This is a genomic window from Rhodocista pekingensis (assembly GCF_042665545.1).
Lineage (GTDB): Bacteria > Pseudomonadota > Alphaproteobacteria > Azospirillales > Azospirillaceae > Rhodocista > Rhodocista pekingensis.
Genome location: NZ_JBHTCM010000015.1, coordinates 1 through 13,400, shown reverse-complemented (window position 1 = coordinate 13,400; position 13,400 = coordinate 1). Strand labels below are relative to the sequence as shown.

Genomic DNA, 13,400 nt, shown 5'->3' with positions numbered 1-13,400 from the left:
CGGGGCTTCTGATGTCCCCGGATCGTTCCCGGGGTCCGGTCGCCCGGACCCCGGACGCGGCGCACCGCCGCGGCTACTTCAGCCGCGGCAGCGTCTCGAACTGGTGGAACGGCGGCGGGCTGGACAGGGTCCATTCCAGCGTCGTCCCGCCGGTGTTCCAGTAGTCGCCCTCCACACGGCGGCCAGCCAGCAGGGTGTAGACCGCCATCACGCAGAAGAAGATCGTGGACGCAAAGGCGATGTAGGCGCCGTAGGAGGAGACGGCGTTCCAGAAGGCGTAGGCTTCCGGGTAGTCGGGAATGCGCCGCGGCATGCCCTGAAGCCCCAGGAAGTGCTGCGGGAAGAACAGCAGGTTCACGCCGACGAAGGTCGTGAAGAAGTGCAGCTTGCCGGCCCATTCGGGATGCTGCCGGCCGCTCATCTTGCCGATCCAGTAGTAGTAGCCGGCGAAGATGGCGAACACCGCCCCCAGGCTGAGCACGTAGTGGAAGTGCGCCACCACGTAATAGGTGTCGTGCAGGGCGATATCCATGCCGGCATTGGACAGGACCACGCCCGTGACGCCGCCCAGCGTGAACAGGAAGATGAAGCCCACCGCCCACAGCATGGGCGTGCGGAACTCGATGGAGCCGCCCCACATGGTGGCGATCCAGGAGAAGATCTTGATGCCCGTCGGCACGGCGATGATCATCGTCGCCGCGGTGAAATAGGCCTTCGTGTCCACGTCCAGGCCGACGGTGAACATGTGGTGGGCCCAGACGACGAAGCCGACCACGCCGATCGCCACCATGGCGTAGGCCATGCCGAGATAGCCGAAGATCGGCTTGCGGCTGAAGGTGGAGACGATGTGGCTGACGATGCCGAAAGCCGGCAGGATCATGATGTAGACTTCGGGGTGGCCGAAGAACCAGAACAGGTGCTGGAACAGCACCGGGTCGCCGCCGCCGGCCGGCTCGAAGAAGTGGGTGCCGAAGTTGCGGTCGGTCAGCAGCATGGTGATGGCGCCGCCCAGCACCGGCACGGCCAGCAGCAGCAGGCACGCCGTCACCAGCATCGCCCAGGCGAACAGCGGCATCTTGTGCAGCGTCATGCCCGGCGCGCGCATGTTGAAGATCGTCGTGATGAAGTTGATCGCCCCCAGAATGGAACTGGCTCCGGCCAGGTGCAGGGCGAAGATCGCCATGTCCACCGAGGGGCCGTCATGCCCGGTGCCGCCGGAGAGCGGCGGGTAGATCGTCCAGCCTGTCCCCGCCCCCGGCGGCACGAAGGCCGAGCCGAGCAGCAGCAGGAAGGCGGGGACCAGCAGCCAGAAGCTGATGTTGTTCAGACGCGGGAACGCCATGTCCGGCGCCCCCACCATGATCGGCAGGAACCAGTTGCCGAAGCCGCCGATCAGCGCCGGCATGACGACGAAGAACACCATGATCAGGCCGTGGGCCGTGATCAGCACGTTCCACATCTGGCCGTCGGCCACGATGGTCATGCCGGGGCTCTGCAACTCCATCCGCATGATGACGGAGAACATCCCGCCGATCAGCCCGGCGATGACGGAGAAAACCAGATAGAGCGTGCCGATGTCCTTGTGGTTGGTGGAGAACAGCCAGCGCCGGACGAAGCCCGGCCGGTGGTCATGGTGATCGTCGTGATCGTCGCGGGCCTGCGCCCCCGTCACTGCACCCATGGTCTCTTACCCTCTCCTGCGGGAGCCTTATCGGTCAGCAGGTTCTTCCGCGAGCTGCCGTGGCTCCCCTTCGTTCCTGTTCAGGGCGACTGTCTTCTCCGCCACCCAGGCGTCGAACCGCTCCTTCGACACGGCCTCCACCGCGATGGGCATGAAGCCGTGATTGGTGCCGCAGATCTCCGAGCACTGGCCGTAGAACACGCCCTCGGCATCGGCCCGGAACCAGGTCTCGTTCAGGCGGCCGGGAACGGCGTCCTTCTTGATCCCCAGGGACGGGATGGCCCAGGAGTGGATGACATCGCTGGCCGTGACCAGGACGCGGACATTGGCCCCCACCGGCACGACCAGCCGGTTGTCCACCTCCAGCAGCCGCAGCTTGGGGTCCGGCACCTCGTCCTCGCTCAGCATGAAGCTGTCGAAGGCGATGTTGCCGTGGTCGGGGTATTCGTAGGACCAGTACCACTGGCGGCCGGTGACCTTCACGGTCATGTCCGCCTCCGGCGTCCTGTCCATGAAGTAGAGGAGCTGGAAGGACGGGATGGCGATGACCACCAGGATCACCACCGGGATCACCGTCCACGCCACCTCCAGCAGGGTGTTGTGGCTGGTCCTGGACGGGACCGGGTTCTTCGAGGCGCGGAAGCGCCACATCACGTAGACCAGCAGCGCCAGCACCAGCAGGGTGATGGCGGTGATGATGATCAGCAGCAGGTCGTGGAAGCTTTCGAGCTGCTGCTTGACCGGGGAGGCCGCCTGTTGCAGGCCGAGCCCGCCCGGCTGCGGCGCCCCGATCATGGGCGCCTCCTGCTGCGCCAGCGCCGTCCAGGCGCCGACGGCAAGGGTCGTGAGAAGGGCCGACAGGGCGGCGCCGATCTTGCGTGCGGACATCCCTACCACTCTCTTATCGTTGCCGGGGATTGGCTCCCCTTCGCTTGCCGGTCCGGCCGGTCGCCGGTGCGCACCGTTCCGACCGGAGAACCGGCGTCACGGCATCGCCCCCCGGGCGGGGCTGCGGCGGACGTTACAGGCTCATCCGTCGCCGGCACAATATGCTCGCTCCCGGAATAGTTCGGTCACATCATTTTGGACCATAGACCCGTCCCTATTCGAGGTAAAGCCGCTCCGGCCGGGGGTCCGGCCGCTGTCCGCATGCAAAATCGCCACGTCCGCTGCAAACGCCCCGGGACGCCGGGCCGGGCGGGGGCCGGGCGGGAGCACGGCATCTTGCCCCGTGCGCCCCGGATCGCCATTGTCAGGACAGGGGGCGCTCCACAGGGGGCGCTCCCGCCCCGCACTGCCGCCTGGAGTCCGACGCCGATGTCCACCCTCGCCCAGACCGACGAGCTGTTCTTCACCCGGGCCGGGCTGGACCTGGCGCGCACGGCGGACATCGTGGCCGATGCGCTGCACGGTGCGGACGACGGGGAGCTGTTCCTGGAATACGCCCAGTCGGAGGGCTTCGTCTGGGATGACGGCAAGCTGAAGAGCGCCAGCTTCGACACCTCGCAGGGCTTCGGCCTGCGCGCGGTGGCCGGAGAGGCGACCGGCTACGCCCATGCCTCCACCCTGTCGGAGGACGCGATCCGCCGGGCCGCGGGCACCGTGCGCGCCGTCCATGCCGGCCACGGCGGCACCTATGCCGAACCGCCAGCCGGCACCAACCGGGCGCTCTATGCCAGCGACAATCCCCTGGGGCTGGTGCCGTTCGAGGCGAAGGTGAAGCTGCTGGAGGCGGTGGACGCTTATGCCCGCGCCAGGGACCCGCGGGTGCGGCAGGTCTCCTGCTCGCTGTCGGGGGAATGGCAGGCGGTGCAGATCATCCGGGCCGACGGGCACCGCGTCTCCGACATCCGGCCGCTGGTGCGGCTGAACGTGTCGGTGGTGGTGGCCGACGGCGACCGCATGGAATCGGGCAGCCACGGCTCCGGCGGGCGGCGCACCTACGAGCGATTCCTGGAGCCCGAGGTCTGGCAGGCGCATGTGGACGAGGCGCTGCGCAACGCCCTGACCAACCTCTCCGCCATCGACGCCCCGGCCGGCGAGATGCCGGTGGTGCTCGGCCCCGGCTGGTGCGGGGTGATGCTGCACGAGGCCATCGGCCACGGGCTGGAGGGCGACTTCAACCGCAAGAAGACCTCCGCCTTCTCCGGCCTGATGGGCCAGCGCGTGGCCGCCCCGGGCGTCACCGTCGTGGACGACGGCACGCTGGAGGGGCTGCGGGGCTCCCTGACGGTGGACGACGAGGGCACGCCGACAAGCTGCACCACCCTGATCGAGGACGGCATCCTGGTCGGCTACATGCAGGACCGGCTGAACGCCCGTCTGATGGGCGTGAAGCCCACCGGCAACGGCCGCCGCCAGGGCTTCGCCCACATGCCGATGCCGCGCATGACGAACACCGTCATGCGCTCCGGCGGGCAGACGAAGGAGGAGATCCTCGCCAGCGTGAAGCGCGGCCTCTACGCCGTGAACTTCGGCGGCGGACAGGTGGACATCGTGTCCGGCAAGTTCGTCTTCTCGGCCAGCGAAGCCTACCTGATCGAGGACGGCCGGATCGGCCCGGCCGTGAAGGGCGCCACCCTGATCGGCAACGGTCCCGACGCCCTGACCAAGGTCACCATGATCGGCAACGACATGGCGATCGACCCCGGCGTCGGCACCTGCGGCAAGCAGGGCCAGGGCGTGCCGGTCGGCGTCGGCCAGCCGACCATGCGGATCGACGGTCTGACGGTGGGCGGCACCCGGGCGGCGTAAGCCCCCCGGCGCCCGGCGCCTCAGTACGCGTATTCCTCGTAGACCCGGTCGATGTTCCCGGCCCAGGGGCCTTCGAACTTGCGCAGCATCTCCACGGCGGGGGTGATGCCGCTCTCCGCCGTCTCGGCCAGGGTCTCCAGGAAGTGGCTCTCGTCGTCGCCCATGCCGGCCATGCGGGCGCGGGCACGCAGCCCCTCGCGGGCGATGGCCACGACCTGCTTCGCCACGGCCTGGAGGGTGCCGCCGCGGAAGGGCGTGTCCAGGCCCAGCCGCGGCACGTCGCGCCGGAGCGCCGCCCGCTCCTCCGCCGTCCAGCCCTTGCACAGGTCCCAGGCGGCGTCGAGCGCCGTGCCGTCGTAGAGCAGCCCGACCCAGAGCGCCGGCAGGGCGCAGAGCCGGCCCCAGGGGCCGCCGTCGGCCCCGCGCATCTCCAGGTAGCGCTTCAGCCGGACCTCGGGGAAGAGCGTCGTCAGGTGGTCGTTCCAGTCGGTGACCAGCGGCACTTCCCCCGGCAGGGCGGACAGCCGCCCGGCCAGGAAGTCGCGGAAGTCGAGGCCGGAGGCGTCCAGGTACTGCCCGTCGCGGTAGACGAAGTACATCGGCACCGAGAGCGCGTAATCGACGTAGCGCTCGAAGCCGAAGCCGTCCTCGAAGACGAAGGGCAGGTCGCCCGTGCGGTCCGGATCGGTGTCGGTCCAGATATGGCTGCGGTAGCTCTGGAAGCCGTTCGGGCGGCCTTCGGTGAAGGGGCTGTTGGCGAACAGCGCCGTCGCCACCGGCTGCAAGGCCAGCCCGACGCGGAACTTCTTCACCATGTCCGCTTCGGACGCGAAGTCCAGATTGACCTGCACCGTGGAGGTGCGGGTCATCATGTCGAGGCCCAGGGTCCCGCGCTTGGGCATGTAGGCCCGCATGATGCGGTAGCGGCCCTTGGGCATCCAGGGGATGTCCTCGCGCCGCCATTTCGGATTGAAGCCCAGCCCCAGCATGCCGATGCCCAGATCGGCCCCGATCGCCTTCACCTCGGTCAGGTGGTCCGTCACCTCGCCGCAGGTCTGGTGGATCGTCATCAGCGGCGCGCCCGACAGCTCGAACTGCCCGCCGGGCTCCAGGCTGACGCTGGCCTCGCCCTTGGACAGGGCGATGACGTTGTCGCCCTCCATCACCCGCTCCCAGCCATAACGGTCGGCCAGGGCGTTCAGGATGGCGCCGATCCCGTCCGGCCCGTCATAGGGCAGCGGCCGCTTGTCGGCGCGGCGGAAGGCGAATTTCTCGTGCTCGGTCCCGATCCGCCAGCGGTCGGCCGGTTTGCAGCCCGCCTCCAGGTGCTCGACGAGCTGCCGGCGGTCGGTGATGGGTTCGCCACGCGACTTCGGTGGGGCGGACATCGGACGGATTCCCTGAAGGATGCGAAGGGGCAAGGACGCTAAGGTGTCATAAGGCCGGCGACGGCATCGCCCGCCGGGCAGGCGGTCAGCCCCGGTCGTCGCGGAAGGGCGGGCGGGAATCCGCGCCCCCTTGCGACGTCCAGTCCCCGGCCAGGGCCTGCCACACGGCGAGCACCGCGAAGGCCGCCGTGTCGGCCCGGAGGACCCGGGGCCCCAGTCCGACGGGCACAACAAAAGGCAAGTGCATCAGCCCGTCAAGCTCCGCCCGGTCGAAGCCGCCTTCCGGCCCGAGAAGCCATGCCGCGGGCCGCCCCCGATGCGCTGTGACGGCCGACACGGCCGGCGCCGCCCGCCCCGATTCGGCGGCGACGAACAGGACACGCGCCGGGTCCCAGCCCTCCAGCGCCTTGAACAGCGGGCACGCTTCCCGCACCTCCGGCACGCTCAGCCGCTCGCACTGCTCCGCCGCCTCCACGGCGTTCGCGGCCAGCCGCTCAAGGTTGACCCGGCCCACGTCGGTGCGGCGGGTGAAGACGGGGTGCAGCACCGCCGCCCCCAGCTCCGTCGCCTTCTCGGCCACGGAATCGCTGCGGCCGCCCTTCAGCGGTGCGAACAGCAGCCAGGGCCCCTCCTCCCCGGTCTGTTCCCGCTCCCGCCGCAGGGCTGTCAGCGCGCCGCCCGACTTGCCGAGCTGCGCCACCTCCGCCAGCCATTCGCCGTCGCGGCCGTTGAAGGCCAGCACCCGCTCGCCCGGCTGCATGCGCAGGACCGAGCGGAGATAGTGGGCGCGCCCCCCCTCCAGCGGCACGGCCGCCCCGTCGGAGAGCGGTGCATCGACGAAGAGGCGGGTGCGGGGACGGTCGGTCATCGGAGGGTCCTGGCCCGGCGGGTGAGAAGGGTGAGCATGAGCGCCACGCAGGTCACCCCGCCGGCGGTGGCGAAGGTGGCCGCCGGACCGGCCGTCGTCCACAGCACGCCGGCGCCCAGGCTGGCCAGCAGCAGCGCAAGGCCGGTCACCAGGTTGAAGACGCCGAACGCGGTGCCGCGCCGGTCGGCCGGTGCGGCATCGGCCACCAGGGCGGCCAGGATGCCCTGGGTAAGCCCCAGATGCAGGCCCCACAGCACCGTGCCCGCCACGACCGACAGGGTGCCGGATGCCAGCGCCAGCACGGCATGGGCGGCGGCCAGCAGGACGAATCCGGCGATCAGCAGCGTCTCCCGCCCCAGCCGGTCGGACAGCCGCCCGGCCGGATAGGCGGAGAGCGCGAAGGCCACGTTCATGCAGGCATAGACCAGCGGCACGGATGCCGCGGCGACGCCCACATCCTCCGCCCGCAGCAGCAGGAACGCCTCGCCGAAGCGGCCCAGCAGCAGGAACCCGGCCGCCCCGACCGCCAGCCAGAAGGGCCGGCCCAGCCGTGCGAGCCCGGCCCGGGTCAGGGGGAAGCCGCCGTCGGCGGGACGTTCGACGGCCGGCTCGCGCACGCCGATGGCGAGCAGCCCCACCGACAGCAGCGCCGGCAGCACCGCGACGGCGAAGACCAGCCGGATGTCGCCGGTCAGGGCCATCAGGCCGGCGGCCACCAGCGGCCCCAGGATGGCGCCCACCGTGTCCAGGCTCTGGCGCAGGCCGAAGGCGGCACCGCGCTGGCCGGGAGCGACCATGTCGGCCATCAGCGCGTCGCGCGGGGCGCCGCGGATGCCCTTGCCCACCCGGTCCATGAAGCGGGCGCCCACCACCATGCCGACGCTGCCGGCCAGCGGGAACAGCGGCTTGGACAGGGCGGACAGGCCGTAGCCGAAGACCGCCAGCGCCTTGCGCTTGCCCAGCCAGTCGCTGAGCGTGCCGGAGAAGACCTTGACGACCTGGGAGGTGGCATCGGCCATGCCCTCGATCAGGCCCAGCACGAGCGCGCTGGCCCCCAGGCCGGAGACGAGGAAGACCGGCAGCAGGGCGAGGATCATCTCCGAGGAGACGTCCATGAACAGGCTGACCAGCCCCAGCATCCAGACGGCGCGCGGCAGCATCGGCGGCGCCGCGGGCGGCGGGACGGCAGCGGTCGGGGCGGGGGACGGCGGGGCCGGGTCGGGCGGAACGGGCGCGGGCATGATGCCGGGGAGCAAACCCCGCCACCCGCCGCCGGGTCAAGGGTCCCCGCGACCGCGGAGGGCTGCTCCCGGCCCGGGGCAGCGACCGGCTTCTACCCGGGGGCCTGATCGTGTAGCATCCGCGCCGCATCCCGTTCCCGAACGCCAGACTGTTGCCGACCATGGTGGACACCCTTGAGGGCCGGAACGATCCCGGCCATGCCGATCCCGGCCACACCGACATCCGCGTCGGAAACTGGGTGGACCGATGGCTGCCGGCGGCGTGGCGTCCCTATGCGCGGCTGGCGCGGCTGGACCGGCCGATCGGCACCTGGCTGCTGCTGTTCCCGGGCTGGTGGGCCATCGCCATGGCGGCCCCGCCGGGCCACTGGCCCGACCTCTGGCTGATGACGCTGTTCGCCGTCGGCGCCGTCGTCATGCGCGGGGCCGGCTGCACCGTCAACGACCTGCTGGACCGTGACCTGGATGCGCGGGTGGAGCGGACGCGGGTGCGCCCGATCCCCAGCGGCGATGTCACCGTGGCCCAGGCGGTGGGCTTCCTGGTGTTCCAGCTCCTGCTCGGTTTCCTGGTGCTGATCCAGTTGAACTGGCTGTCGATCTGGCTGGGGGTGGCGTCGCTGGCGCTGGTCGGCGCCTACCCGCTGATGAAGCGGATCACCTGGTGGCCGCAGGCCTTCCTGGGCCTGACCTTCAACTGGGGCGCCATCATGGGCTGGACCGCCGTGCGCGGCAGCCTGGACTGGCCCCCTCTGGTGCTCTACGCCGGCGGCATCCTGTGGACGCTCGGCTACGACACGATCTACGCCCACCAGGACAAGGAGGACGATGCCCGCGTCGGCATCAAGTCCACCGCCCGGCTGTTCGGGGCGGCCAGCAAGCGGTACGTCAGCCTGTTCCTTGCCGGCGCCTTCGTGCTCTGGTGCGCGGCCCTGCTGCCGCTCGGCCACGGGGCGGCGATGACCGTGCCGCTGCTGGCCACGGCGGCGCTGCTGGTCGTGCAGGTGCGGAGCTGGGACCCGGACGACCCGGCCGACAGCCTTGCCGCCTTCAAGGCCACCCGGTTCGTGGGCTGGGCGCTCCTGATCGGCATCGTCGCCGGCATCGCCGCCCAGCCGCGGGAGATCGCGGTCACGGGCGGCGGCGGTGGCGGCGGCATCGATGACGGCTACCGCCACGGCTATCCCCGCCCGCAGCCGCCCTACCAGTTGATCAATGAGATCCGCTAGGCCGATTCCGCCCGGCAGCCCGGACGGACGGACAGGACCGGCCCCGGCCGGTACCCGCCCGCCGTCCCGTGCGACTCAGGCGCCGTCGGGGGTGGCGAAGGTGATCAGGCTGATGGTGGCCCCGGTGGGGTCACTGATGACGGCGATGCGGCCCACCCCGGCCGCGGCGAAGGGCGGCACGCAGACCTTGCCGCCCAGGTCCGCCACCTTGGCGCAGCTCGCATCCACGTCCGCGACGCTGACATAGGTCATCCAGTGCGGCGGGATGCCGTCCCAGGTCGAGCCGTCCATCTTCATCATGCCGCCCACGTCCTTGCCGCCGTGGCTGATGATCGTGTAGAGGCCGTGCTCCCCCATGTCGACCTCGCGGAAGCTCCAGCCCAGCAGCTCGCCGAAGAAGGTCCGGGCCTTCGCCGGACTGGGGGTCATCAGTTCCTGCCAGACGAAGCTGCCGAGGGGCGGCAAGGCCGGCGTCTCTGCGGTTGTCTCGGCGGACGGGTCTGTGGTCGTCGTCATGGGTCCCTCCCTCCTGATGAGCACCGCCGCACACGCTGCGGCGGCGCGTTCCGGAATCTCGCACAACCGGCCTTTCCTGTCCCATGAACTTCAAGGGAGGGTACGGTCCCCGGCCCCTCCCGCGGCGGGCGGCGGCGCCCTATGATGGTGCCATGACGATCCCGCCCGCCGACCGCCCCGCCTTCATCCGCGCCCATACGGCCATCGCCAGCCCGCCGCTGCTGCCGGAGCTGCGGCTGCATCTGGCGACGGAGATCACGCCGCTCTGGCTGGCGACGGAGGCGTGGCTGGAGCGCACCGGCCTGCCGCCGCCCTTCTGGGCCTTCGCCTGGGCCGGCGGGCAGGCCCTGGCCCGGCATGTGCTGGACCGGCCGGAGACGGTGCGCGGCCGCCGGGTGCTGGACTTCGCCACCGGCTCGGGGCTGGTCGCCCTGGCGGCGGCGAAGGCCGGGGCGGCCTCCGTGACGGCGGCGGAGATCGACCCCTTCGCCCTGGAGGCGCTGGCGCTCAACGCCGCGCTGAACGGGCTGGCGGTGGAGGGGAGGTGTGCGGACCTGATCGGCCGGCCGCTGCCCGGCGTGGACGTGCTGCTGGCCGGCGACATCTGCTACGAACGCCCCTTCGCCGAGCGGGCGATGGCGTGGTTCCGCAGCCTGAGCGCGGCCGGGACGACGGTGCTGCTGGGCGATCCCGGCCGCTCCTACCTGCCCGGCGAGGGGCTGGAGGCGGTGGCGAGCTATGCCGTCCCGACGACGCGGGAGCTGGAGGACCGCGAGGTGCGGGAGACGACCGTGTGGCGTGTCGCCGCTTGACCTTCGCCCGCGTTCCCCGATCTTCTGGGGACCCTTGCCGAACCCCGGCGCCCCGCCCGGTTGCCAACCCGGTGACATGATGCCTTTTTCCTCCCTGCGCGACTTCATCGCCAAGCTTGAGCAGACGGGCCGGCTGGTCCGGGTCAAGGAACCCGTCTCCACCGTGCTGGAGATGACGGAGATCCACACCCGCCTGCTGGCCGAGGGCGGCCCCGCCGTGCTGTTCGAGAACCCGGTCCGGGCCGACGGCACGCGCAGCGAGATGCCGGTGCTGATCAACCTGTTCGGCACGGTGGAGCGGGTCGCCTGGGGCATGGACCGGGAGCCGCACGAGCTGCGGCAGGTGGGCGAGACGCTGGCCTTCCTGAAGCAGCCGGAGCCGCCGCGCGGCCTGCGCGAGGCGTTCGACCTGCTGCCGCTGGCCAAGCAGGTGCTGGCGATGCGGCCCGGCAGCGTCAGCCGCGCCCCCTGCCAGGAGGTGGTGCTGACCGGCGACGAGGTGGATCTCGGCCGGCTGCCCGTGCAGTCCTGCTGGCCGGGCGAGCCGGCACCGCTGATCACCTGGCCGCTGATCGTCACCAAGGGCCCCAGCGACGCGCGCGAGGACAACTACAATCTCGGCATCTACCGGATGCAGGTGCTGGGCCGGAACAAGACCATCATGCGCTGGCTGAAGCACCGCGGCGGCGCGCAGCACCACCAGCGCTGGAAGGGCGCGGGCCGGCGCGAGCCGCTGCCGGCCGCGGCCGTGCTGGGCGCCGACCCCGGCACCATCCTGGCCGCCGTGACGCCGGTGCCGGACACGCTCTCCGAATACCAGTTCGCCGGCCTGCTGCGCGGTCGCAAGGTCGATCTGGTGGAGTGCAGGACGGTGCCGCTGAAGGTTCCGGCGACGGCGGAGATCGTGCTGGAAGGCCATGTCAGCCTGGACGAGTGCGCCGACGAAGGGCCCTACGGCGACCATACCGGCTACTACAACAGCGTGGAGAAGTTCCCGGTCTTCACCGTCAGCGCCATCACCATGCGGCGCGACCCGATCTACCTCTCCACCTTCACCGGCCGTCCGCCGGACGAGCCCAGCGTGCTGGGCGAGGCGCTGAACGAGGTGTTCATCCCGCTGTTGCAGCAGAAGTTCCCGGAGATCGTGGATTTCTGGCTGCCGCCGGAGGGATGCAGCTACCGCATCGCCGTGGTCAGCATGAAGAAGGCCTATCCGGGCCACGCCAAGCGCGTGATGATGGGCGTGTGGTCCTTCCTGCGCCAGTTCATGTACACGAAGTGGGTCATCGTCGTGGACCACGACGTGAACGCGCGGGACTGGAAGGACGTGATGTGGGCCATCTCCACCAAGATGGACCCGGCCCGCGACATCACCGTGATCGAGGGCACGCCGATCGACTATCTGGACTTCGCCAGCCCCGAAAGCGGCCTGGGCGGCAAGATCGGCCTGGACGCCACCGACAAACTGCCCCCCGAAACGCACCGCGAATGGGGCCAGGTCCTGCGCATGGACCAGACCGTGGTGGACCGGGTGACGGACCTCTGGGGCAAACTGGGCCTGCCGGGGAGCGGCAAGCCGATCTGGAAGTAGGGAGCAGGTGACGGTTCCAAGAGGGTTCTGGTAACGTTTACCGGCAGTCCCCATTGGACTGCCGGACAATCCTCATACCGACTGACCAGACCGACATGGCCCGCGCCGACCTCCTCGTCTCCCTCGTCCGCGCCGGAGCCTCCGGCGACCGAGACACGCTCCGGTCGACGGTCGAGGCATTGGTCGCTGACGAGCGGGCCAAGAGCCATCATACCTTAGCGGATCGGCTTCACCGGGCGCTGAGTTCGGTTTCCGTGACCCCGCCACCTTTGGCGACATCGCAGGGTGCAACCGGCCAAGGGCGGGATGCGATCCTTGAGTTGGAGCCCCGCCTCCGGCTGGACGAACTCATGTTGCCCTTGCCCGTACGGGTCAGCGGCGAACAGTTGATCGAAGAACACGCGCGGGCCGGAGTGTTGCGCGCGCACGGGATGGAACCCCGCCACCGGGTTCTTCTCTCCGGTCCGCCTGGGAACGGCAAGACATCCTTTGCGGAGGCGATCGCCGAGTCGCTGGCACTTCCGTACTTCATCGTCCGGTACGACAGCCTGATCGGCAGTTACCTGGGCGAGACCAACACGAGACTTCGCAAACTCTTTGACTACGTACGTACACAGCCCTGCGTCCTTTTCTTCGATGAATTCGATGCTCTGGGCAAAGAGCGGGGCGACACCCATGAGACGGGTGAAATCAAGCGTGTGGTCTCGTTCCTGCTGACCCAGCTTGATCATCTGCCGAGCTATGTTGTCGTGATAGCGGCGACAAATCATGCCGAACTGTTGGACCGCGCGGTCTGGCGCCGGTTCCAGATGCGCTTGGGCTTTCCCGCCCCGGACAAGACCCAGCGGGCAGCATTCATTGAGCGGTTGCTCGGACAGTGGCCGGAGAAGCCCAGAATGTCGCCGGCAGCGTTGGCGGCAAAGCTCGGCGATGTGAGTTACGCGGAAACGCTGGAGTTCTTTCAGACGATACGTCGGCGACATATACTCGGTCTGGGTGCCACATCCGTGGATGAGGCCGTGAGAATCGAACTCGATCTTTGGGCTTCGCGCGTGACGCCGACCGGGACCGATGACAAGCGATCCGACAAAGCCGCTGCTGCGCCTCGACGTAAAGCGAAACGGGGAACGTCAGAAGACGAAGCAGGCCTTCCCGCCACCCCCGGCTCCCTTTTCGAGGGCGGAACAACGGACGAGGCTGGGGCCTAGGGCCGGGACTCATAACCAGTAACTGACGATGGCGGCGATCTGGACGGCGGCCAGGAAGTTGACGGCCAGCCGGTCGTAGCGGGTGGCGATGCGCCGGAAGTCCTTGAGCCGGTTG

11 protein-coding genes and 1 pseudogene are annotated in these 13,400 nt (G+C 69.9%); 5 read left to right on the top strand and 7 right to left on the bottom strand.

Annotated elements, in window-relative coordinates:
• Positions 1-73: 73 nt before the first annotated feature.
• Together ctaD and coxB are read right to left on the bottom strand one after the other, a co-directional pair.
• Complete coding sequence (gene ctaD, locus ACFQPS_RS14105) at positions 74-1,681, bottom strand: cytochrome c oxidase subunit I (RefSeq protein ID WP_377359860.1); 1,608 nt, start codon at positions 1,679-1,681, stop codon at positions 74-76.
• A 27-nt stretch (positions 1,682-1,708) separates the two neighbouring features.
• Positions 1,709-2,569, bottom strand: a complete 861-nt coding sequence (coxB, locus tag ACFQPS_RS14100; RefSeq protein ID WP_377359859.1) for a cytochrome c oxidase subunit II — start codon at positions 2,567-2,569, stop codon at positions 1,709-1,711.
• Between the two features lie 429 nt (positions 2,570-2,998).
• Between coxB and tldD the strand changes: the two genes are divergently transcribed.
• On the top strand, positions 2,999-4,435 hold the full coding sequence (gene tldD, locus ACFQPS_RS14095) for a metalloprotease TldD (RefSeq protein ID WP_377359858.1): 1,437 nt from the start codon (positions 2,999-3,001) through the stop codon (positions 4,433-4,435).
• Positions 4,436-4,455: 20 nt separating this feature from the next.
• Here tldD and ACFQPS_RS14090 read toward each other — a convergent pair whose 3' ends face one another.
• From ACFQPS_RS14090 to ACFQPS_RS14080, 3 genes are all read right to left on the bottom strand, one after another.
• The gene (locus ACFQPS_RS14090; RefSeq protein WP_377359857.1) at positions 4,456-5,823 is read right to left on the bottom strand and encodes a glutamate--cysteine ligase; all 1,368 of its coding nucleotides are present in this window, start codon (positions 5,821-5,823) and stop codon (positions 4,456-4,458) included.
• A gap of 85 nt (positions 5,824-5,908) precedes the next feature.
• Positions 5,909-6,691 carry a 16S rRNA (uracil(1498)-N(3))-methyltransferase gene (locus tag ACFQPS_RS14085; protein ID WP_377359856.1) on the bottom strand — a complete coding sequence of 261 codons (783 nt, stop codon included), beginning with the start codon at positions 6,689-6,691 and terminating at the stop codon, positions 5,909-5,911.
• Positions 6,688-7,851 (bottom strand): MFS transporter, encoded by a 1,164-nt coding sequence (locus ACFQPS_RS14080; protein WP_377359855.1) that lies wholly within the window; start codon positions 7,849-7,851, stop codon positions 6,688-6,690. The genes ACFQPS_RS14085 and ACFQPS_RS14080 overlap by 4 nt, the downstream gene beginning before the upstream one ends.
• A gap of 242 nt (positions 7,852-8,093) precedes the next feature.
• On the opposite strand from ACFQPS_RS14080, the gene ubiA reads away from it, so the two are divergent.
• Positions 8,094-9,158, top strand: a complete 1,065-nt coding sequence (gene ubiA, locus ACFQPS_RS14075; RefSeq protein WP_377359854.1) for a 4-hydroxybenzoate octaprenyltransferase — start codon at positions 8,094-8,096, stop codon at positions 9,156-9,158.
• Between the two features lie 75 nt (positions 9,159-9,233).
• Here the strand turns inward: ubiA and ACFQPS_RS14070 are convergent, their stop codons facing one another.
• The gene (locus tag ACFQPS_RS14070; protein ID WP_377359853.1) at positions 9,234-9,674 is read right to left on the bottom strand and encodes a VOC family protein; all 441 of its coding nucleotides are present in this window, start codon (positions 9,672-9,674) and stop codon (positions 9,234-9,236) included.
• 152 nt (positions 9,675-9,826) lie between these two features.
• Here ACFQPS_RS14070 and ACFQPS_RS14065 point away from each other — a divergent pair, with 152 nt between their 5' ends.
• From ACFQPS_RS14065 to ACFQPS_RS14055, 3 genes are all read left to right on the top strand, one after another.
• On the top strand, positions 9,827-10,486 hold the full coding sequence (locus tag ACFQPS_RS14065; protein ID WP_377359852.1) for a class I SAM-dependent methyltransferase: 660 nt from the start codon (positions 9,827-9,829) through the stop codon (positions 10,484-10,486).
• 79 nt (positions 10,487-10,565) lie between these two features.
• Entirely contained in the window at positions 10,566-12,077 is a 1,512-nt protein-coding gene (locus ACFQPS_RS14060) for a UbiD family decarboxylase (protein WP_377359851.1), read from the top strand.
• Positions 12,078-12,172: 95 nt separating this feature from the next.
• On the top strand, positions 12,173-13,285 hold the full coding sequence (locus ACFQPS_RS14055; RefSeq protein ID WP_377359850.1) for an AAA family ATPase: 1,113 nt from the start codon (positions 12,173-12,175) through the stop codon (positions 13,283-13,285).
• Between the two features lie 9 nt (positions 13,286-13,294).
• On the opposite strand, the pseudogene ACFQPS_RS14050 reads toward ACFQPS_RS14055, so the two are convergent.
• Positions 13,295-13,400: pseudogene (locus ACFQPS_RS14050) on the bottom strand (IS5/IS1182 family transposase); the annotation flags it as partial.